The following is a 19,462-nucleotide window of genomic DNA, read 5'->3' on the forward strand; positions in this document are numbered from 1 at the left end:
GCGTCGCTGCCCCGGCGCCTCCGCGCCGGCGCCTCCCCTCAGCCGCGAGAGCTCGCTCGCGAGGGGCGGTGGCTCAGCCGTCGAAGTCGCCGACGTCCTCGACGCCGGGCAGGTACGGCGAGATCCGCGGCAGCTCGGAGATCGAGTCCAGGCCGAGCTTCTCCAGGAAGTACGGGGTGGTGCCGTAGAGCAGCGCGCCGGTCAGCGGATCGCGCTCCATCTCCTGCACCAGGCCGCGGGCCACCAGGGTGCGCACCACGCCGTCGACGTTCACGCCGCGGATCGCCGAGACCCGCGCACGGCTGACCGGCTGGCGATAGGCGATCACGGCCAGGGTCTCCATCGCAGCCTGCGACAGCCTCGAGGTCTGCCCCTCGAGCACGAAGGCCTGCACCACCGAGGCGAACTCCGCGCGCGAGTAGAAGCGCCAGCCCCCGCCCACCTTCCGCAGCTCGAAGCCGCGCGGCACGGCCGGGTCGACGTCATCGCCGGTGAGGCCGTCGTACTCGGCGCGCAGCGAATCCAGGGTCGCGCGGATCTCGTCGACCGACTGGCCCAGGACCTCGGCCAGGTCGAACTCCGAGACGGGGCGCTCGGCGACCATGAGCACCGCCTCGATCCCGGCCGCCAGGCCCCCAGGGAGGGTGTCGACGTCGACGACGCCGGCGGAGATCTCCTGCCCCGGGGACGACGCGGCCGCCTCGTCCGCGCTGCCGTCGGGGGCGGGCTCGTGCTGCTCAGTCATGGGGCGTGCCTTCTGCCGCGGGGCCCTCGGCGGCGGAATCGGTCGAGGCGGGGACGTCGTGCTCGTCGGAGAGCCGCTCGGGGCTCCAATCCTCCGGGGCGGTCCAGGTGATCCAGACATCGGCCAGCGGCTCGTCCTGGCGGACGTCGATCGCGCGGTCGCGGAACAGCTCCAGGACCGACAGGAAGCGCACGACGACCACCAGCACCGTCTCGGCGTCGGCGATCAGCTCGGCGAACGTGTGCTCCTGGCCGTCGGCGAGCATCAGGCGCAGCTGATCGGCCTCCTCGCGCACGGTGACCTCGGAGCCGTGGAGGTGATCGACGCCGACCTCGGTGGGCGCAGCCTCCTTGGGCGTGAGCGCCCGGATCGCGATCTGCGCGAACTCCTCGGGGGTGGCGCGCCAGATGAGCTCGGGCATGAGCTTGGCGAACTGCGGCTCCAGCGGCACGGAGCGGGCCTGGCGGGCGGACTCGGTGCGCATGGTCTGGGCCATGAGCTGGGACATGTCCTTGAACGCCTTGTACTGCAGCAGCCGGGCGAAGAGCAGGTCGCGGGCCTCGAGCACGGCCAGGTCGGCCTCGTCATCGACCTCGCCGCGCGGCAGCAGCCGGGCGGCCTTGAGATCCAGCAGCGTGGCGGCCACAACGAGGAACTCGCTGGCGGCATCCAGCGCCGCCGGCGAGTTGGTCCGGCGCAGCTCGCGGACGTAGGCCAGGAACTCGTCGGTGACCATCGACAGCGAGACCGTGGTGATGTCGAGCTCGTGCTTGCCGATCAGCCCCAGCAGGACCTCGAACGGCCCGGCGAAGTTCTCGAGCTCGACCGCGAAGCCGCCCTCGGACCCGGCCAGGCCGGAGGACTCGATCTCCGGGACGAGTGCGGTCATGCGCGGATCACGGAGCGCCGCCGCGCGAGATCAGCTCGCGCGCCAGCTGGCGGTAGGCATCCGCGCCCGCGTGGTTGGTCGCGAACGACGTGATCGGCTCGGCGGCCACGGTGGCGTCCGGGAACTTCACGGTGCGCTTGATGACGGTGTCGAAGACCTTGTCGCCGAAGGCCTCCACGATCCGGTCCAGCACCTCGCGCGAATGCAGGGTGCGGGAGTCGAACATGGTGGCCAGGACGCCGTCGATCTGCAGCTTGGGGTTCAGCCGGTCCTGGACCTTCTCGATCGAGTCCACCAGCAGGGCCACCGCGCGCAGGGCGAAGAACTCGCAGATCAGCGGGATGATCACGCCGTGGGCGGCGGTCAGCGCGTTGACGGTCAGCAGCCCGAGCGAGGGCTGGCAGTCGATGAGGATGACGTCGTAGTGGTCCTCGACCTTGCGCAGCGCCGAGGCCAGCACCTGCTCGCGGGCCACCTCCGAGACCAGCTGGACCTCGGCGGCCGAGAGGTCGATGTTGGCGGGCATGAGGTCGATGCCCTCGGTCTCGGTCTCCAGGATCACGTCCCAGGGGTCGACCCCGCGCTCCATCATCACGTTGTAGATGGTCTGGTCGAGCTCGTGCGGGTTCGCGCCGAAGCCCGCCGACAGCGCGCCCTGCGGATCGAAGTCCACCATGAGGACCTTGCGCCCGGTCTCGGCCAGGGCCGCGCCCAGGTTGATGGTCGACGTCGTCTTGCCCACGCCGCCCTTCTGGTTGACCATCGCGATGATCCGCGCCGGGCCGTGAGAGTCCAGCTCGGGCGGGTCCGGGAAGCGACGCAGCGGGCGCCCGGTGGGGCCGACCTTGCCGGTCTCGGCTTCGCCGAGCTCGGGGAACCGATCCTCGTTCTTGCTGCTCACTGTGGGAACCACTCCTGGTCTGGGGACGGCGTGCGAGCCGCGCCGACGCGCGCCCGCCTTCTCTGGCCAGTCACCCTACCGCCGCGGGGCGGGACCTGCATGGACGCGCCGCCTGGCCGAGCGCTTCCGCGGCAAGGACCAGGCGGCGCATGCAGTGCCTGCCGGAACCTCAGGCGAGCTTCGACTGCTCGTGGCCCTCGAGTGCCTGCTCGGGGGCGGTCGGCGAGGCGTGCGGGTCCACAGCCATCTGCGCCTCGTCGAAGGGCAGCTTCCCGGACAGCACCTGGCTCACCCGGTCCCGGTCGATCTCACGGACCCAGGTGCCCAGCACCAGCGTGGCCACGGCATTGCCGGAGAAGTTGGTCAGCGCACGAGCCTCGGACATGAACCGGTCGATGCCCACGATCAGCCCCACGCCGTCGACGAGATCAGGACGGTGCGACTGCAGGCCGGCCGCCAGGGTGGCGATGCCCGCACCGGAAACGCCGGCCGCACCCTTGGAGGCGATGATCATGAACAGCAGCAGGGTGATCTGCTCGCCCAGTGCCAGCGGAGTGCCCATGGCATCGGCCACGAACAGGGCACCCATGGTCAGGTAGAGGGCCGTGCCGTCGAGATTGAACGAGTAGCCGGTGGGCACAACGACGCCCACGACCGGCTTGGAGACACCCAGGTGCTCCATCTTGGCGATCAGCCGCGGCAGTGCCGCCTCGGACGACGAGGTCGAGAAGATCAGCAGGTACTCGCGGGCCAGGTACTTCATGAGCGAGAAGATGTTCACCCCGGTCACGATCTTCAGCATCAGGCCGAGGATCACGATGATGAACAGCGCGCAGGTGATGTAGAACGCGAGCATCAGCACCAGCATCGACGTGATGGCCTGCACGCCGGTGGCGCCCACCACGGCTGCGATCGCGCCGAACGCGCCGAGCGGCGCCAGCCACATGACCATCATCAGCAGTCGGAACACGACGGCCTGGATGTAGGTCACCGCCTTGAGCACGGGCCGACCGGATTCTCCCATCGCCTGCAGCGCGAAGCCCACGAGCAGTGCGACGAACAGGGTCTGCAGGATGTTGCCGGAGGTCAACGATGACACCAGCGTGGTGGGGATGATCGCCAGGAGGAACCCGACGGTCCCCTCCTCGGCACCGGCGCCATGGGAAGTGTCGGCGGGGACCTCGTACGTCGCGTTGCTCATGTCCAGGCCGGAGCCGGGCTGGACGATGTTGCCCACCACCAGGCCGATGGCCAGGGCGAAGGTCGACATGGCGATGAAGTAGGCCAGAGCCATGCCCCCGACCTTGCCGACCGTGGCCGCCTTGGCGATCGAGCCGACGCCCAGCACGATCGTGCAGAAGATGACCGGAGCGATCATCATCTTGATCAGCGCGATGAACCCGGTGCCGACGGGCTTCAGCGCCACTCCGACCTCTGGAGCGACCAGCCCCAGGACGGCACCGGCGACCACAGCGATGATCACGGCGATGTAGAGGGTGTGCGTGCGGTCCTTCTTCTTCCGGGGCGCTGTCGACGACGTCGGGCCCGGCTGCTCGGCTGCTGCCATGTGCTGCTCCTGAACGATGCGACGCCGGACGAGGCCGGCGGTGGGCGGTGCTGCGCCTCGCTCGGCGCCACAATCAGCTTGACGGGATCTGTGATGCACGTCTCGTTGTGGTCGTTGTGGTCGTGAGCGGGACCACAAGCGGGTCAGCGAGGTGGGAGACTTCGGGACACCCCGATCCGCACGAGGAGCTCCCATGTCCCTGGCCCGCCGCGTCCTGGTCCTGCAGCTGCTGCTGGTCCTTGTCCTAGCGGCCATCTTCGGCGCCGTCCTCATCCAGCGAGCCGCCCAGGATGCCGACGAGCGAGCCCGCGAGATCAGCCGCACCATGTCCATAGCCCTGGCTGACGACCCGTTCGTGATCGAGCAGTCGGGTGCTGACGACCCCCACGCCCAGCTGCAGCCCCTGGCGGATGACCTCGTGCGCAGCACCGAGCTCGACTGGATCACCATCATGTCGCCAGAGGGCACCCGATGGACCCACCCTCGGCCGGAGATGATCGGGCAGCGATTCCGCGGCTCGATCGAGGAAGCGCGCAGCGGGCAGGTCAGGACCTCGACGGAACAGGGGCAGCTCGGCCTGTCGGCCCGCACCACCGCACCGGTGCGCGACGAGGACGGAGAGATCGTCGCTCTGGTCTCCACGGGGGTGCTGGTCGAGCACACCGCCGATGAAGTCTGGGCCGAGGCCCCGCTGCTGCTCGGGATGGCGCTGGCGCTGCTCGCAGCCGGGGCTGCGGCCCATCTTCCCCTGGCCCGCTACCTCTCCCAGCGCACCGGGGGACGGACTCCGGAGGAGCTGGCCGAGGCCGTCTCGGTTCAGGACGCCGTGCTCGAGCAGGCGACCCAGGGCCTTCTGCTGATCGAGAACGGCAGACTCATGCTCGCCAACCCTCGAGCTCGTGAGCTGCTGGGCCTGACCGAGCCTGCCCTGGAAGCCCTCCAGCAGCCGGACGGGCGCAGCCTTGTCTACCGATGGGCCGATCGGCGACGTCGTCGAGGCATCCCCCTGGAGGAAGCGAGTCTGCCCCCGCAGCTGCAGGACCTGCTCACCGGGCAGCAGGAGGTCCGCGAGCAGTGGATCATGCACGGCGAGCGCACCCTGATCGTCTCTCTGCTGCGCGCGTCGGAGCCCTCGGCCGGAATGGTCGCGATCCTGCGCGATCACACCGAGCTCACCCGGCTGTCCGGACAGCTGCGTGCGACCACCACGATGGCCCAGGCGCTGCGCTCGCAGACCCACGAGCACGCGAACCGGATGCACACGATCGTCGCACTGCTGGAGCTCGGCGAATCCGAGCAGGCAATGCGCTTCGCCGCCGCGGATCAGCAGCGCACCTTGAGTCTGGCCGGGGACGTCGGGGCAGGGATCGAGGATCCCGTGCTCACGGCCCTGCTGCTGGGCAAGGCCTCCGCGGCCCAGGAGCGCGGAGTCCGACTGGAGGTCCATGCGGCGGACGGAGCACCCGGACTTCCGCTGAGCGCATCGGAGACCGTGACCGTCGTGGGCAATCTCATCGACAACGCAATCGAAGCAGCCGTCGCCGCATCCGGTGCCGAAGGGCCGCTGGTGGAAGTCGAGATCGCGCACGATGATGACGGCGCCGCGATCCTCAGCGTCGCGGATTCGGGGCCGGGCATCGAGGCGTCGGTGCGGGAGCGGATCTTCCAGCGCGGCGCCTCCACGAAGGATTCGGACACCGTGGGCGGCCACGGTGTGGGACTGGCACTCGTGAGCGAGATCGTCCACCGCCATCGCGGTGCGATCGAGGTGATCGACGACGGCGGCACGGCCTTCGTGCTCAGCTTCCCCCTGGTCTCGAAGGAGGTTCGATCATGAGCAGGGAGCTGCGGGTGGTCGTCGTGGAAGACGAGCCGCTGACCCGGGACGCGCACCTGCGGTTCGTTCAGCAGGTACCGGGATTCGAGGCGGCGGGCAGTGCGGCCACAGCCGCAGAAGCCCTGCGAGCGGTGAGTTCGCTGCGTCGCGAAGGCCGCCCCGCGGACCTTCTGCTGCTGGATGTGAATCTCCCCGATGCCACCGGCATCGACGTCGCACGCCGGCTGCGCGCCACCGGAGAGGACGTGGACATCCTCGCGGTGACAGCCCACAGGGATGTGGAGACGGTTCGAGCAGCTGCCTCGCTCGGAGTCGTCGGCTACCTCGTGAAGCCCTTCACCCACGAGCAGCTGGTGCATCGCCTGGCCGCCTATCAGCAGTACCGCACCAGTCTGCGGGGAGAGCAGCCGCTCGATCAGGAGGCGATCGATCGAGCACTCGATGGGCTTCGGCCATTCGCAGCCTCGGGCAGCCCCAAGGGCCTATCCCCTGAGACGCTGGAGCGCGTGGCCCAGGAGCTGGCGGCACTGCCGTGGCAGTCGGCGGCCGAGGTCGCGGCGCGGACGGGCATCTCCCGCGTGACGGCTCGGCGCTATCTGGAGCACCTGACCGAGGTCGACCGCGCACAGCGCCGGGCACGCCGCGGCACGGTGGGCCGACCCGAGATGGAGTATCGGTCCTGCGGCGATTGAGGGCCCCGTTCGACGGCACCCGTGGCACCGGAGTGCATCACCCCTCCCCTCGGGCAGCCCCCGGCCGGAGACACGATCCGGGATCTGCTGCGGCGCAGCGTCCGGCGCAGTCCGTCGGCAACGGCTCTGCGCTTCGAGGACCGCGACTGGACGTATCGGGAGCTGGAGTCGGCGGTGCACAGGACGGCCCGGCGGCTGGAGGCGGCCGGGATCTCACCGGACGATCGGGTTGCCGCCTTCGGCGCGAACTCCGACGCCTTCGCGATCCTCTTCCTGGCCTGGGCGTCCATGGGCGCGGTGCACGTGCCGGGAACTTCGCCCTCAAGGGCGAGGAGCTGCGCCATATCCTGCGCGATACGGACGTCGCCCTGATCGCCGCGGACCCCGCCCTGCTGGGCCTGGCCGAGGAGGCGGCAGCCGATCTGACCCGCGAGCGCGGCGCCGAGGCGCTGGCCGTGTGGCCCCTGCTGCCCGCCGACGAGCAGCGGGAGGCCTCGGTGCTCGAGACGGCTTCGGAGGCCTCCCTCGGCGAGGAGGCGCCGTCGGTCGAGATCGCGCCGGAGGACCTGGCGCAGGTGCTCTACACCTCCGGGACCACCTCGGCCCCCAAGGGCGCAGTACGGCGCTTCGATCATGCCGTCCACGGTGCTGCAGAGACTGCGCGACCGGTTCCCCAGGCTGGGCTTCTACAACTGCTTCGGGCAGTCCGAGCTGGGTCCCCTGTGCACCGTGCTTCGCCCCGAGGAGCACGACCTGCGCCCGACGTCGTGCGGCCGCCCGGTCTTCCACACGGAGGAGAGCTTCGCGGACGGGTGGTTCCGCTCGGGAGATCAGGTCACCCGCGATTCGATGGGCTTCATCGAGGTGGTCGACCGGATCAAGGACGTCATCAACACCGGCGGCGTGCTGGTGGCCCCGCGCGAGATCGAGGACTGCCTCTACCGACTGCCCGAGGTCGCCGAGGTGGCGGTGCTCGGACTTCCCGACGAGCGCTGGGGCGAGGCCATCACGGCGGTGATCGTGGTGCATCCCGACCAGCAGCTCACCGCGGAGACGGTCCGCCGGCACGCCCGCGAGCGCCTGGCCGACTACAAGGTGCCCAAGCGCGTGGAGTTCGTGGCCGAGCTGCCGCGCCACCAGGCCGGCAAGCTGCTCAAGCGCGAGCTGCGCGCTCAGCGCACGGCTCCGAGCGACTGACAGCGGCGGGGCGATCCGCCCGGCAGGATCGCCCCGCCGCGCACTCACCGGCCCCGCAGCACGGGCTCTAGCGCCTCCAGCACGGCCGGATCCTCGATGGTCGAGGGCACCGGCGCCTCCTGGCCATCGGCCATCTGGCGCATGGTCTTGCGCAGGATCTTCCCGGAGCGGGTCTTGGGCAGGGCCTCGACCACCGCGATCTGCTTGAGGTCGGCGACCGCTCCGATCTCCCGGCGCACGAGCTGCACGAGCTCCTCGCTGAGCTGCTCCTGCGAGGTCTCGATGCCCTGCTTGACCACCACGTATCCGCACGGGCGCTGGCCCTTGAGCTCATCGGCCACGCCGATCACGGCGCACTCGGCCACCGCGGGGTGCTGGGCCAGGGCCTGCTCGAGCGCACCGGTGGAGAGCCGGTGGCCGGAGACGTTGATGACGTCGTCGGTGCGGCCCATCACGAAGACGTAGCCGTCCTCGTCGATCCGCCCGGAGTCGCCGGTGACGTAGTACCCGGGGAAGGCCTCCAGGTAGGCGCTGCGGAAGCGGTCGTCGCTGCCCCACAGGGTGGCCAGCGTGCCCGGCGGCAGCGGCAGGCGCACGGCGATGTTGCCCTCCTCCCCCTGTGGCACCGGCTCGCCCAACGGATCCAGGATCTCGATCTCGTAGCCCGGGATCGGCACCGTGGAGGAGCCGGACTTCAGCGGCAGCTGCTCCAGGCCCATCGGGTTGCCGCTGATGGCCCAGCCGGTCTCGGTCTGCCACCAGTGATCGACCACGGGGATATCCAGCGCCCTGCCCGCCCAGCTCCAGGTCTCCGGGTCCAGGCGCTCGCCGGCCACGAACAGCGTGTCCAGGCTCGACAGGTCGTGCTCGGCCACCAGCTCGCCCTCGGGGTCCTGCCTGCGGATGGCCCGCAGCGCGGTGGGGGCGGTGAAGAAGGCCTTCACGCGGTGCTCGGCCACCAGCCGCCAGAACGCACCGGCATCCGGGGTGCCCACCGGCTTGCCCTCGTAGAGCACGGTCGTGGCCCCGGCCAGCAGCGGCGCGTAGACGATGTAGGAGTGGCCCACGACCCAGCCCACGTCCGAGGCGGTGCACATGACCTCGCCGGGGCCGATGTCGTAGATGTTGGCCATGGACCAGCTCAGCGCCACGGCGTGGCCGCCGTTGTCCCGCACGACGCCCTTGGGGCTGCCGGTCGTGCCGGAGGTGTAGAGGATGTAGAGCGGATCGGTGGCAGCGACCTCGACCGGCTCGGCAGGCTCGGCGGCCTCGACCGCCTCCTGCCAGTCCACCCACTCGAGGCCGTTGACGGCCGCGCGCTCGCGCATGCCCGCGACGTCGTGCTCGAAGCCCTCGCGCCCGACCACCAGCACCGCAGACGGCTTCTGCTCGGCCATCTGCACCGCCTCCTCCACGGAGGGCAGGTACTCGATGCGTCGCTTGGGCTCCACTCCGCCGGAGGCAGTGATGACGGCGCGCGGGGCGCAGTCGTCGATCCGCACGGCGAGCTCGCGCGGGGCGAAGCCGCCGAAGACCACCGAGTGCACCGCGCCCAGCCGGGCGCAGGCCAGCATGGAGATCAGCGCCTCCGGGATCATCGGGAGGTAGATGAGCACCCGATCGCCCTTCTGCACGCCCAGCTCCCGCAGGGCCCCAGCGGCCTGCGCCACCCGGTCCTGCAGCTGGGCATAGGTGATCGTCTCCTGCCGCTCGAGCACGGCGGAGTCGTAGATGATGGCCGCCTGATCCCCGCGACCGGCCGCGACGTGGCGGTCCACCGCATTGGCGCACGTGTTGAGCGTGGCCTCCGGGAACCAGCGGAAGATCGGGTCGCCGGAAGCATCCAGCGCCCGGCTGGGCGGCGTCATCCAGTCGATGCCCTGGGCTGCCTCCAGCCAGAAGCCCTCCCGATCCTCGACGCTGCGCCGCCACGCCCCGGAGTAGGTGCCGTCGCCGGGCAGCGTGCGCTCGGCGGTGGTGGTGGGGCGGGGCTGGTCCGCGCTGTGCTGGCTCATGGATGCTCCTTGTCCGTGCTGTGCGTGGCTCGTGGGCCGACCCGGTCCGGGGCGCCGCGCAGGCGATGCACGCGGTGCACCGCCGCCGGGCCCCGCCCGGTTCCATGTCCGCCACACTAGTGACTCAGCTCACTTGGCACCACCCCTGTGTATACATTGATGCCCATCGCCTGCTCGACGACGTGACAGGAACCACGGTCCGTGGCAGGGTGTGTATACACAGCAAGCGCCGCGAGCACGTCGGGCGCGCACCGAGCCCTCGGGCGGAGAGGAGCACCATGCGAGCAGGTCAGCGCGTGCACCTCCAGCTGCGCACGGAGATCCTCAACGGAGATCTCGCCCCCGGGGCACCCCTGGGGGAAGTCGAGCTCTCCGAGCGCTTCGGGACCTCCCGCACGCCGGTGCGCGAGGCCCTGGGCCTGCTGGCCGCCGACGGCCTGGCCGAGCAGATCGGAGGCCGCGGCACGGCGGTCAGCCGGATCAGCTCCGCGGACATCGAGCCGCTGTTCGAGCTCCGCGAGGCCCTCGAGGTCAAGGCCGCTCGACTGGCGGCGGTGCGCTGCACGCCGGGCGACTTCGTGCACCTGGGCGAGCAGCTGCAGGGCATCTCGAACCAGCTGGACCGAGACCCGGTCCCGGACGAGTACTACGAGCTCGTGGCCCGCATGGACCAGATGATCGACGACGCCGCGGCCAACCCCTGGCTCGTCACCGCCCTGGAGACCGTGCGCACCCAGCTCATCCGGGTGCGCCGGCTCTCGTCCCACGACCCGTCCCGGCTGGTCAGCGCCGCCCAGGAGCACGCCGCAATCGCCCGGGCCATCGCCTCCGGCTCCGAGCAGCTGGCCGAGGCCGCCGTGCGCCTGCACCTGCACCAGGCCCTGAGCGCAGCCCTCGAGAAGACCGAAACCACCGCATCAGAGAGGACGTCATGACCGTCAACCACACCGTGAAGGTCCACCCGTCATCGGCGCAGCTGCCCCGCGAGGAGCAGCTGGCCTGGAAGATCGCCGAGGTCGCCGCCGACCCGGTGGAGGTCTCCCCCGAGGTCACCGACATGGTGATCAACCGCGTGCTGGACAACGCCTCGGTCGCCATGGCCTCGATCAACCGCGCCCCCATCGTTTCGGCCCGCGATCAGGCCCTGCGCCACCGCCCGGCCTCGGACGCCCGCGGCGCGCAGCTGTTCGGCGTGGACTCGGCCACCGCGGTCTCCCCCGAGTGGGCTGCCTGGGCCAACGGCGTGGCCGTGCGCGAGCTCGACTTCCACGACACCTTCCTGGCCGCCGAGTACTCCCACCCCGGCGACAACATCCCGCCGATCCTCGCGGTGGCCCAGCACACCGGCGCCAGCGGCGCGGACCTGGTCCGCGGCATCGCCACCGGCTACGAGATCCAGGTCGATCTGACCAAGGCCATCTGCCTGCACGCCCACAAGATCGACCACGTGGCCCACCTGGGCCCCTCCGCGGCAGCCGGCATCGGCACGCTGCTGCACCTGGACCCGTCCGTGATCTTCCACGCGATCGGCCAGGCCCTGCACACCACCACGGCCACCCGCCAGTCCCGCAAGGGCGAGATCTCCACCTGGAAGGCCCACGCCCCGGCCTTCGCCGGCAAGATGGCCGTGGAGGCCGTCGATCGCGCCATGCGCGGGCAGACCTCCCCCACTCCCATCTGGGAGGGCGAGGACGGCGTGATCGCCTGGCTGCTGGACGGCAAGGACGCCTCCTACGAGGTCCCGCTGCCGGGCCCGGGCGAGGCCAAGCGCGCCATCCTGGACACCTACACCAAGGAGCACTCCGCCGAGTACCAGGCCCAGGCCTGGATCGACCTGGCGCGGCGCCTGCACTCCGAGCACCCGGAGATCGCGAACGCGGACAACGTCGACTCGATCGTGCTGCACACCTCGCACCACACCCACTACGTCATCGGCTCCGGCGCCAACGATCCGCAGAAGTACGACCCCAAGGCCTCTCGCGAGACCCTGGATCACTCGATCCCGTACATCTTCACCGTGGCGCTGCAGGACGGCGAATGGAACCACTCGGCCTCCTACGCCCCCGAGCGCGCGGGCCGTCCGGAGACGGTCGCCCTGTGGAACAAGGTCACCACGCAGGAGGATCCGGAGTGGACCCGCCGCTACCACTCCCTGGACATCTCCGAGAAGGCCTTCGGCGGCCGGGCGGAGATCACCCTCACCGACGGCACCCGGATCGTCGAGGAGATCGCCGTGGCGGACGCCCACCCGCTCGGCGCCCGTCCGTTCGCCCGCGAGCAGTACCTGACCAAGCTTCGCTCGCTGGCCGAGGGCGTCGTGGCGGAATCCGAGCTCGAGCGCTTCATCCAGGCGGCCGAGGAGCTGCCCAGCCTGGAGGCGGGCGATCTCGGCGCGCTGAACATCCTGGCCTCCGTCGACCTGGCCACCGGACCCGAGGGGATCTTCTGATGCTGTACTCCCACGTCACCGCCCAGCAGAAGCGCAAGCGCTTCCGCGAGCTGCTCGCCGAAGACCGCTGCGTGCAGTTCCCCGGCACGTTCACGCCGCTGGCCACGTCGATGATCCAGGAGAAGGGCTTCGACGGCGTCTACATCTCCGGCGGCGTCCTGGCCAACGAACTCGGCCTTCCGGACATCGGGCTGACCACGCTCACCGAGGTGGCGACCCGCGGCGGGCAGATCGCCCGCACCACGGACCTGCCCACCCTGATCGACGCCGACACCGGGTTCGGCGAGGCCATGAACGTAGCCCGCACCATCCAGGAGCTCGAGAACGCCGGGCTGTCCGGGTGCCACCTGGAGGACCAGGTCAACCCCAAGCGCTGCGGGCACCTGGACGGCAAGGCCGTCGTGGACCAGGACACCGCCGTGCAGCGACTGCAGGCCGCCGCCAAGGCACGGCGCGATCCGGATTTCGTGCTCATGGCCCGCACCGACATCCGCGCAGTGGACACCCTCGAGGCCACGATCGAGCGTGCCCAGGCGCTGGTCGAGGCCGGCGCGGACGCGATCTTCCCGGAGGCGATGAAGGACCTCTCCGAGTTCGAGGCCGTCGCCTCGGCACTCGACGTGCCGGTGCTGGCGAACATGACGGAGTTCGGCAAGTCCGAGCTGTTCACGGTCCAGCAGCTGCAGGACGCCGGGGTCTCCATGGTCATCTACCCCGTCTCCGCACAGCGCGCAGCCATGGGTGCGGTCGAGCGCCTGCTCGACACCATCCGGCAGGACGGCACCCAGCAGGCCGCTGTGCCCCAGATGCAGACGCGAGCGCGTCTGTACGAGACCGTCGACTACGACGGCTACAACCAGTTCGACAGCCAGGTCTTCGCATTCGACGTCCCAGGAGGCAAGTGATGAGCACTGCAGATCAGTCCACCCAGGAGCCCGAGGTCCACAAGGGCCTGGCCGGCGTCGTCGCCGATGTCACGGCCGTCTCCAAGGTCAACCCCGAGTCCAACTCCCTGCTCTACCGCGGCTATCCCGTCCAGGAGCTGGCGGCCTCGCGCACGATCGAGGAGGTCGCGCTGCTGCTGTGGAACGGCGAGCTGCCCACCGCGCAGGAGCTGACGGAGTTCGAGGAGTTCGAGCGGGCGCACCGCGACCTGAGCCCCGAGCTCAAGGCCGTGATCGACGCCCTGCCCACGGACTGCCACCCCATGGACGTGTGCCGCACCGCGGTCTCCGTCCTGGGCGCCCAGCACCCCAAGGCCGAGGACGCCTCCCCCGAGGCGGAGCTGGAGAAGTCCAAGGCGCTGTTCGCGGCCATGCCCGCGGTGGTCTGCTACGACCAGCGCCGCCGCCACGGCAAGGGCCCGATCTCCGCCCGCGATGACCTCAGCTACAGCGAGAACCTGCTGTGGATGGCCTTCGGCGAGGAGGCCGATCCGGAGGTCGTCGACGCCTTCAACGTGTCGATGATCCTGTACGCCGAGCACTCCTTCAACGCCTCGACCTTCACGGCGCGCGTGATCACCTCCACGCTGGCGGACCTGCACAGCGCCGTGGTCGGTGCGGTCGGCGCGCTCAAGGGCCCGCTGCACGGCGGCGCCAACGAGGCCGTCATGCACACCTTCCAGGAGCTCGGCATCCGCAAGGACGAGTCGGAGGAAGACGCCGAGAAGCGGGCCAAGGAGTGGATGGACCAGGCCCTGGCCGAGAAGAAGAAGGTCATGGGCTTCGGCCACCGCGTCTACAAGAACGGCGATTCCCGCGTGCCCACCATGCAGGACGCCCTGTTCCGCATGCTGGATCACTACGACCGCCGGGAGATCCTGGGCCTCTACAACGGCCTGGCCCGCTCCATGGACGAGGCCAAGCAGATCAAGCCCAACCTGGACTACCCGGCCGGGCCCACCTACTGGCTCATGGGCTTCGACATTCCCACGTTCACCCCGCTGTTCGTGTGTGCCCGCCTCACCGGGTGGACCGCGCACATCATGGAGCAGCGTGCCGCGAACTCGCTGATCCGGCCGCTGTCGGCCTACAACGGCCCCGACGAGCGCCACCTGGACTGATCCTCGATCCGTCCTGACCGGGCCCCGCCGATCCCCAGCGATCGGCGGGGCCCGGTCCGTTCGGGGACTTGCTCGTCGGGACCCGACGACAGCGCCTCGCCTCCGGCTCCCACAGAACACGGCGACGGGACGCCGCCCGGATCTTCGTAGACTCTCCGTCATGCCCGAACTGCACCGCGCCACCGCCGACGACCTGACCGACCCGGTGCTGGACTCCCGCACCCGCATGATCGGCGGCCTCGTCAGCGACGGCGCAGCCCTCGGCTGGACCGACCCGCCCGCGCGGGAAGAGCTCGAGGACCTGCTGCGCGGCATCGTCGACGGCCCTGCCCACGACGCCTGCGGTCTGCGCCTGCTGCTGGAGCAGGCGCAGACCGCAGGCATCGAGCACCTCACCCTCGACCTGCGCGAGGGCAATGAGCGAGCCCAGCATCTCTACGCCTCGGAGGGCTTCCGGGAGTACGGCCGATTGGCGGACTTCGTGGCACCCGGCGACGGCACCCGCTGCCCCAAGATCTTCATGGTCCGCTCCTTCGCATGATCGTGAAGAGCCACCTCCAGGACTTCCTCCATATCCCCTCCGGGCGCGGTCACCGCGGGCCTGCCGCGCGCGTCGGGATCGGCATCGCGCTGCCCCTTCTGGCCGTCGTCCTGCTCGGGCGACTGGATCTGTGCGTGCACGTGATCTTCGGATCGCTCACGGGTGTGTTCGGACGCGCGGATGCACCGCGCCTGCGCTTCCAGCACCTGGCGATCGCAGGGGCGCTCATGAGCGGCAGCGTCATCGCCGGGGCGGCCTCGGCCAGCGCCGGGCTCGGCCCCTGGGCTGTGACGTTCGCAGCCGTCGTCGTGGCCGCCGTGCTGTCCGTCGTCTCGGACCGGCTGCAGCTGCGCCCGGCCGGCCCCTTCTTCTACCTGTACGCCTTCACCACCGTCGCCGGTGTGCCCAGACAGGGACGGCTCGGGGAGGCCGCCCTCGCCGCCGTGGCGAGTGCGGCGCTCGTCGTGGTGCTGGGATTCCTCCTGGCCACTCCGCCCCGCTGCGCGCCCGACGGCATGGCGGCCCCGCCCCTGCAGCCGGTGGCCTGGCCCGAGGCGCTGGCGCGGGCCTCTCGCTATGCCGTCGCCGTCGGCCTTGCCGGTGCGGCGGCCACCGCCAGCGGCCTGGGCCATTACCACTGGGCGATCCTGGCGGCGACCGCTCCGATCGCCGCTGCGGATCTCGCCGGGGCGGCGAACCGGGTGGTCCACAGCGTCATCGGCACCTTCGCCGGCGTGGCCCTGACCGGTCTCCTCCTGCTGATCGACTGGAGCCCGCTGGGCCTGGCCCTGCTGCTGGCGGCGCTGCAGTTCGCCAACGAGCTCTACGCGGTGCGCCACTACAGCCTGGCCCTGGTATTCCTCACGCCGGTGGCGCTGCTGATGACGAGCTTCGTGGTCACCACCCCGGCTCATGAGCTGATCGGAGATCGCGTGATCGAGACCGGCATCGGGGCCGCCCTCGCCCTTCTGCTAGTGAGCGCCACCAGCGGGATGCGCAGCCTCAGCGGGCGCGCGGGTGGGCCATGGCCCAGACCTCGCGCAGGGAGTCGGCGGTGACCAGTGTGTAGACCTGCGTGGTGGTCACCGAGGCGTGCCCCAGCAGCTCCTGGACCACGCGCAGGTCCGCCCCGCCCTCGAGCAGGTGCGTGGCGAAGGAATGGCGCAGCGTGTGCGGGCTGACCTCCACGCCCTCAGCACTCAGCCCTGCGGCCTCGGCGGCCTGGATCACCGTGTTCCACACCGTCTGCCGGGTGATCCGCCCGCCGCGCTGATTGAGGAAGACCGCGGCATCGGCCTTGCCCTTAGCCGCCAGCTCCGGCCGCCCGCGCACCATCCACGCGTCCAGCGCCGCGACTGCCGGTCGGCCCAGCGGCACCATCCGCTGCTTCGATCCCTTGCCGAACAGCCGCAGGAACGGCAGCCCCGACGACTCCTCCCCCGACCTCAGCGCCGCCGACAGGTCGTCGACGTCCAGGCCGATGACCTCGGAGGCGCGCGCCCCCGTGGAGTAGAGGACCTCGAGCAGCGCCCGATCGCGCAGCCCGGCAGGCGTGGACGGATCCGGCGCCTCGAGCAGCCGCGTGATCCGCTCGGCGGAGATCGCCTTGGGCAGCCGCATCCCCGGCGTGGGCGGCGCAACCTGGGCGGCGGGATCGTGCTCGGTGAGATCCTCGAGCAGCCAGAAGCGATGCGCACCGCGCACCGCCACCACGACCCGGGCGGCGCTGCGAGCGCTGAGCCCCGCGCCGTCAGCACCGCCGTCGGCCGCCCCCTTCGGCGGTGCCGGGCGCTGCAGCCAGCGCACGAAGCCGGTGACATGGGCGACCGTGATCTCCCGCGGATCATCGACCGGTGGTGCCTGCGCGCCGTCGCCGATCTCCGTCACGAAGCGGACGTAGCGCGCCAGATCCCGCCGGTACGCCGCCAGGGTGTTGGCAGCCAGGCCTCGCTCCACGGCAAGGTGCTGCAGATAGCGCTCGACCGCCCGCTGCACCGCTGACGAAGCAGCAGAGGATTCAGCGGGCGGTCGGGACGCGCGGGACACCGGAGACACCTGGGACGCCGAGGCCGACGCGTCAGCGGGCGTCCGGCGGCGTGATGGTGGCGGGAGTCAGCCCGTCGGTGCCGCGCAGCCCGGGATGAGCAGGCCACGCGGCATCGGCCGGGCGCAGCGAGGACCAGCCCGCGGCGCGCGAGGCGTGGGCGGCCAGCACTCCGGTGACCAGGTTGGGGTTGTGCAGGCTGCCGTCGAGCACGGCCGCCACGGCGTCGTCGAGCGGGACCCAGGTGGCCACGATCTCGGACTCCTCGTCCTCGCGCTCGAACTCCTGATCCAGGGTCGTGAGCTCCCGTGCCAGGTAGATCCGCAGGGACTCGGCCGAGGAGCCGGGGCTGTTGTGGAACTCGACCAGGGTGTCGAGGCGCCCGGCGGACAGGTCCGCCTCCTCCCCCAACTCGCGAGCGGCGGCCTTGGCCGGATGCTCGCCCTCTACGTCGAGGATGCCTGCGGGGATCTCCCACTGCGTCATCCCCACGGGGTGGCGGTACTGGCGGATGAGCAGGACGCGATCCTGATCGTCCAAGGCCAGGATCGCCACAGCACCGGGGTGGGTGATGAAGTCGCGGGTCATCCGGGGGCCGCCCTCGGAGAGCTCCACCTGCTCCGAGACGACGTCCCAGATCCGGCCCTCGTAGACCGTCTCGGAAGCCAGGACGCGCCGCGGATCCACGCGATCCGTCAGCTCCCCGGCACCCAGTTCCACGAACTCCATGGGGCTCAGCGCTCCGGGGACGCGTCCGTGCGGGAGGCCTGGCGCTCCAGGCCGGCCTTGACCAGCCCGGCGAACAGCGGGTGGGCCTTGGTGGGACGCGAGAGCAGCTCCGGGTGGGCCTGCGTGGAGACGTAGTACGGGTGAGTCTCCCGCGGCAGCTCCACGAACTCGACCAGGGTGCCGTCGGGCGAGGTGCCCGAGATGACCAGACCGGCCTCGGTGAGCTGATCGCGGTAGTCGTTGCCGACCTCGTAGCGGTGGCGGTGGCGCTCCTGGACCTCGGTGGCGCCGTAGGCCTCGGCCACGACCGAGCCCTCCGTGAGCCTGGCCGGGTACAGGCCCAGTCGCATGGTGCCGCCCAGATCGCCGGCGCCCTCCACGAACTGCTCCTGCTCGGCCATCGTGGCGATCACGGGAGTGGCCGTGTCCGGGTCGAACTCGGTCGAGGAGGCGTCGTGCAGGCCCACGACGGAGCGGGCGTACTCGATGACCATCGACTGCAGGCCCAGGCACAGGCCCAGGGTGGGCAGGCCCGTGGTGCGCGCGTAGGTCAGCGCGCCGAGCTTGCCCTCCAGGCCGCGGATTCCGAAGCCGCCGGGCACGCAGATGGCGTCGACGTCGCCGAGCTCCCGCGCTGCGCCCTCGGGGGTCTGGCACAGGTCCGAGGCCACCCACTTGATCTTCACGCGGGCGTCGTTGGCGAAGCCGCCGGCGCGCAGCGCCTCGGAGACCGACAGGTAGGCGTCCGGCAGGTCGATGTACTTCCCGACCAGCCCGATCGTCAGGTAGTGCTTGGGCTCGTGGACGGCGCTGAGCAGCTTGTTCCAGTGCGAGAAGTCGGCCTCGGTGCGCTCCATCCCGAAGTAGTCGAGGATGGAGCCGTCCAGGTCCTGGCCGTGCAGGGTCTTGGGGATGTCGTAGATGCTCGGGGCATCGGCGCAGGAGATCACGGAGTCGATGTCGACGTCGCAGGCATCGGCGATCTTGGCCCGCATGGAGTCCGGCAGGTCGCGATCGCAGCGCAGCACCAGGCCGTCGGGCTGGATGCCGAGGTTGCGCAGCGCAGCCACCGAGTGCTGGGTGGGCTTGGTCTTCAGCTCCTTGGCCGGGCCGATGTACGGGATCAGCGACACATGCAGGTAGAACACGTTGCGTCGGCCGATGTCGCGGCGGACCTGGCGGGCGGCCTCGATGAACGGCTGCGACTCGATGTCGCCCACGGTGCCGCCGATCTCGGTGATGATCACGTCCGGGGCCTCCTCGCCCTCCGGCACGTGATCGGCGTGCCAGCGCATGCGCGCCTTGAGCTCGTCCGTGATGTGCGGGATGACCTGCACGGTCTGGCCCAGGTACTCGCCGCGGCGCTCCTTGGCGATCACGGAGGAGTACACCTGGCCGGTGGTCACGTTGGAGGAGGCGTCGAGGTCCTCGTCGAGGAAGCGCTCGTAGTGCCCGATGTCCAGGTCGGTCTCGGCGCCGTCGTCGGTCACGAAGACCTCGCCGTGCTGGAACGGGTTCATGGTGCCCGGATCCACGTTGAGGTAGGGATCGAGCTTCTGCATCGTGACCTTGAGGCCGCGGGCCTTGAGGATCATCCCGAGCGAGGAGGCCGTCAGCCCCTTGCCCAGGGACGAGACCACACCGCCCGTCACGAAGATCTGCCGGGTGACCTTGCCGGTGGAGCCGGAGGTCTCTGTCTGCGTATCGCCAGCCGTTGCGGCGGCATTCTGAGCGTTCACCACGGGGTTCTAGCCTATCACTGGACGGTCGGGGGGTCTGCGAGGGGGTGGG

General features: G+C 70.6%; 18 protein-coding genes and 1 pseudogene. 11 read left to right on the plus strand and 8 right to left on the minus strand.

Features of this window, described 5'->3' with window-relative positions; all coding sequences use genetic code 11:
- Positions 1–73: 73 nt before the first annotated feature.
- The 4 genes from scpB to QSJ40_RS12070 all read right to left on the minus strand — a co-directional run bounded on the left by scpB (position 74) and on the right by QSJ40_RS12070 (position 4,102).
- Positions 74–745, minus strand: coding sequence for an SMC-Scp complex subunit ScpB (scpB, locus tag QSJ40_RS12055; protein ID WP_285731200.1), 672 nt, complete (start codon positions 743–745; stop codon positions 74–76).
- On the minus strand, positions 738–1,634 hold the full coding sequence (locus QSJ40_RS12060; protein WP_285731202.1) for a segregation and condensation protein A: 897 nt from the start codon (positions 1,632–1,634) through the stop codon (positions 738–740). The genes scpB and QSJ40_RS12060 overlap by 8 nt, the downstream gene beginning before the upstream one ends.
- A gap of 7 nt (positions 1,635–1,641) precedes the next feature.
- The gene (locus QSJ40_RS12065; RefSeq protein WP_006215814.1) at positions 1,642–2,535 is read right to left on the minus strand and encodes a ParA family protein; all 894 of its coding nucleotides are present in this window, start codon (positions 2,533–2,535) and stop codon (positions 1,642–1,644) included.
- 169 nt (positions 2,536–2,704) lie between these two features.
- The gene (locus QSJ40_RS12070) at positions 2,705–4,102 is read right to left on the minus strand and encodes a cation:dicarboxylate symporter family transporter (protein WP_285731205.1); all 1,398 of its coding nucleotides are present in this window, start codon (positions 4,100–4,102) and stop codon (positions 2,705–2,707) included.
- A gap of 193 nt (positions 4,103–4,295) precedes the next feature.
- Here QSJ40_RS12070 and QSJ40_RS12075 point away from each other — a divergent pair, with 193 nt between their 5' ends.
- From QSJ40_RS12075 to QSJ40_RS12860, 5 genes and pseudogenes are all read left to right on the plus strand, one after another.
- Positions 4,296–5,939, plus strand: coding sequence for a sensor histidine kinase (locus tag QSJ40_RS12075; protein ID WP_285731207.1), 1,644 nt, complete (start codon positions 4,296–4,298; stop codon positions 5,937–5,939).
- Entirely contained in the window at positions 5,936–6,631 is a 696-nt protein-coding gene (locus QSJ40_RS12080; RefSeq protein WP_285731209.1) for a response regulator, read from the plus strand. Before QSJ40_RS12075 ends, QSJ40_RS12080 begins: the two co-directional genes overlap by 4 nt.
- Before the next feature lie 21 nt (positions 6,632–6,652).
- Positions 6,653–7,003, plus strand: coding sequence for an AMP-binding protein (locus tag QSJ40_RS12850; RefSeq protein ID WP_352156564.1), 351 nt, complete (start codon positions 6,653–6,655; stop codon positions 7,001–7,003).
- Positions 7,003–7,230: pseudogene (locus tag QSJ40_RS12855) on the plus strand (acyl-CoA synthetase); the annotation flags it as partial. The gene QSJ40_RS12850 and the pseudogene QSJ40_RS12855, both read left to right, overlap by 1 nt.
- Positions 7,231–7,276: 46 nt before the next feature.
- Positions 7,277–7,828, plus strand: coding sequence for an AMP-binding enzyme (locus QSJ40_RS12860; RefSeq protein ID WP_352156566.1), 552 nt, complete (start codon positions 7,277–7,279; stop codon positions 7,826–7,828).
- Between the two features lie 44 nt (positions 7,829–7,872).
- Here QSJ40_RS12860 and QSJ40_RS12090 read toward each other — a convergent pair whose 3' ends face one another.
- On the minus strand, positions 7,873–9,843 hold the full coding sequence (locus tag QSJ40_RS12090; protein ID WP_285731211.1) for an acetate--CoA ligase: 1,971 nt from the start codon (positions 9,841–9,843) through the stop codon (positions 7,873–7,875).
- Positions 9,844–10,121: 278 nt separating this feature from the next.
- Here QSJ40_RS12090 and QSJ40_RS12095 point away from each other — a divergent pair, with 278 nt between their 5' ends.
- The 6 genes from QSJ40_RS12095 to QSJ40_RS12120 all read left to right on the plus strand — a co-directional run bounded on the left by QSJ40_RS12095 (position 10,122) and on the right by QSJ40_RS12120 (position 15,956).
- Positions 10,122–10,778 (plus strand): GntR family transcriptional regulator, encoded by a 657-nt coding sequence (locus QSJ40_RS12095; RefSeq protein ID WP_006215821.1) that lies wholly within the window; start codon positions 10,122–10,124, stop codon positions 10,776–10,778.
- Positions 10,775–12,292, plus strand: coding sequence for an MmgE/PrpD family protein (locus tag QSJ40_RS12100; RefSeq protein WP_285731214.1), 1,518 nt, complete (start codon positions 10,775–10,777; stop codon positions 12,290–12,292). The genes QSJ40_RS12095 and QSJ40_RS12100 overlap by 4 nt, the downstream gene beginning before the upstream one ends.
- Positions 12,292–13,197, plus strand: a complete 906-nt coding sequence (prpB, locus tag QSJ40_RS12105) for a methylisocitrate lyase (RefSeq protein ID WP_053447576.1) — start codon at positions 12,292–12,294, stop codon at positions 13,195–13,197. The genes QSJ40_RS12100 and prpB overlap by 1 nt, the downstream gene beginning before the upstream one ends.
- A complete protein-coding gene (locus QSJ40_RS12110; RefSeq protein WP_206390570.1) occupies positions 13,197–14,357 on the plus strand; it encodes a bifunctional 2-methylcitrate synthase/citrate synthase in 1,161 nt (386 codons plus the stop codon). Before prpB ends, QSJ40_RS12110 begins: the two co-directional genes overlap by 1 nt.
- Positions 14,358–14,517: 160 nt before the next feature.
- Positions 14,518–14,898 (plus strand): GNAT family N-acetyltransferase, encoded by a 381-nt coding sequence (locus QSJ40_RS12115; protein ID WP_285731218.1) that lies wholly within the window; start codon positions 14,518–14,520, stop codon positions 14,896–14,898.
- A complete protein-coding gene (locus tag QSJ40_RS12120; protein WP_285731219.1) occupies positions 14,895–15,956 on the plus strand; it encodes an FUSC family protein in 1,062 nt (353 codons plus the stop codon). The genes QSJ40_RS12115 and QSJ40_RS12120 overlap by 4 nt, the downstream gene beginning before the upstream one ends.
- On the opposite strand, the gene QSJ40_RS12125 is transcribed toward QSJ40_RS12120, so the two are convergent.
- From QSJ40_RS12125 to pyrG, 3 genes are read right to left on the minus strand one after another with little or no spacing between them, the layout of a single operon-like run.
- Positions 15,901–16,953 (minus strand): site-specific tyrosine recombinase XerD, encoded by a 1,053-nt coding sequence (locus QSJ40_RS12125; RefSeq protein WP_285731222.1) that lies wholly within the window; start codon positions 16,951–16,953, stop codon positions 15,901–15,903. The genes QSJ40_RS12120 and QSJ40_RS12125 overlap by 56 nt on opposite strands.
- Before the next feature lie 22 nt (positions 16,954–16,975).
- A complete protein-coding gene (locus tag QSJ40_RS12130) occupies positions 16,976–17,671 on the minus strand; it encodes an NUDIX domain-containing protein (protein WP_006215831.1) in 696 nt (231 codons plus the stop codon).
- Between the two features lie 5 nt (positions 17,672–17,676).
- Complete coding sequence (gene pyrG, locus QSJ40_RS12135; protein ID WP_281196904.1) at positions 17,677–19,413, minus strand: CTP synthase; 1,737 nt, start codon at positions 19,411–19,413, stop codon at positions 17,677–17,679.
- Positions 19,414–19,462: the final 49 nt, after the last annotated feature.

Source organism: Kocuria sp. NBRC 114282, assembly GCF_030268385.1.
GTDB classification, from domain to species: domain Bacteria; phylum Actinomycetota; class Actinomycetes; order Actinomycetales; family Micrococcaceae; genus Kocuria; species Kocuria palustris.

Bases quoted from the DNA above. Each gene is read 5' to 3' on its own strand.
- scpB (WP_285731200.1), bottom strand. From the start codon at position 745: ATGACTGAGCAGCACGAGCCCGCCCCCGACGGCAGCGCGGACGAGGCG.
- QSJ40_RS12060 (WP_285731202.1), bottom strand. From the start codon at position 1,634: ATGACCGCACTCGTCCCGGAGATCGAGTCCTCCGGCCTGGCCGGGTCC.
- QSJ40_RS12070 (WP_285731205.1), bottom strand. From the start codon at position 4,102: ATGGCAGCAGCCGAGCAGCCGGGCCCGACGTCGTCGACAGCGCCCCGG.
- QSJ40_RS12075 (WP_285731207.1), top strand. From the start codon at position 4,296: ATGTCCCTGGCCCGCCGCGTCCTGGTCCTGCAGCTGCTGCTGGTCCTT.
- QSJ40_RS12080 (WP_285731209.1), top strand. From the start codon at position 5,936: ATGAGCAGGGAGCTGCGGGTGGTCGTCGTGGAAGACGAGCCGCTGACC.
- QSJ40_RS12090 (WP_285731211.1), bottom strand. From the start codon at position 9,843: ATGAGCCAGCACAGCGCGGACCAGCCCCGCCCCACCACCACCGCCGAG.
- QSJ40_RS12095 (WP_006215821.1), top strand. From the start codon at position 10,122: ATGCGAGCAGGTCAGCGCGTGCACCTCCAGCTGCGCACGGAGATCCTC.
- QSJ40_RS12100 (WP_285731214.1), top strand. From the start codon at position 10,775: ATGACCGTCAACCACACCGTGAAGGTCCACCCGTCATCGGCGCAGCTG.
- prpB (WP_053447576.1), top strand. From the start codon at position 12,292: ATGCTGTACTCCCACGTCACCGCCCAGCAGAAGCGCAAGCGCTTCCGC.
- QSJ40_RS12110 (WP_206390570.1), top strand. From the start codon at position 13,197: ATGAGCACTGCAGATCAGTCCACCCAGGAGCCCGAGGTCCACAAGGGC.
- QSJ40_RS12115 (WP_285731218.1), top strand. From the start codon at position 14,518: ATGCCCGAACTGCACCGCGCCACCGCCGACGACCTGACCGACCCGGTG.
- QSJ40_RS12120 (WP_285731219.1), top strand. From the start codon at position 14,895: ATGATCGTGAAGAGCCACCTCCAGGACTTCCTCCATATCCCCTCCGGG.
- QSJ40_RS12130 (WP_006215831.1), bottom strand. From the start codon at position 17,671: ATGGAGTTCGTGGAACTGGGTGCCGGGGAGCTGACGGATCGCGTGGAT.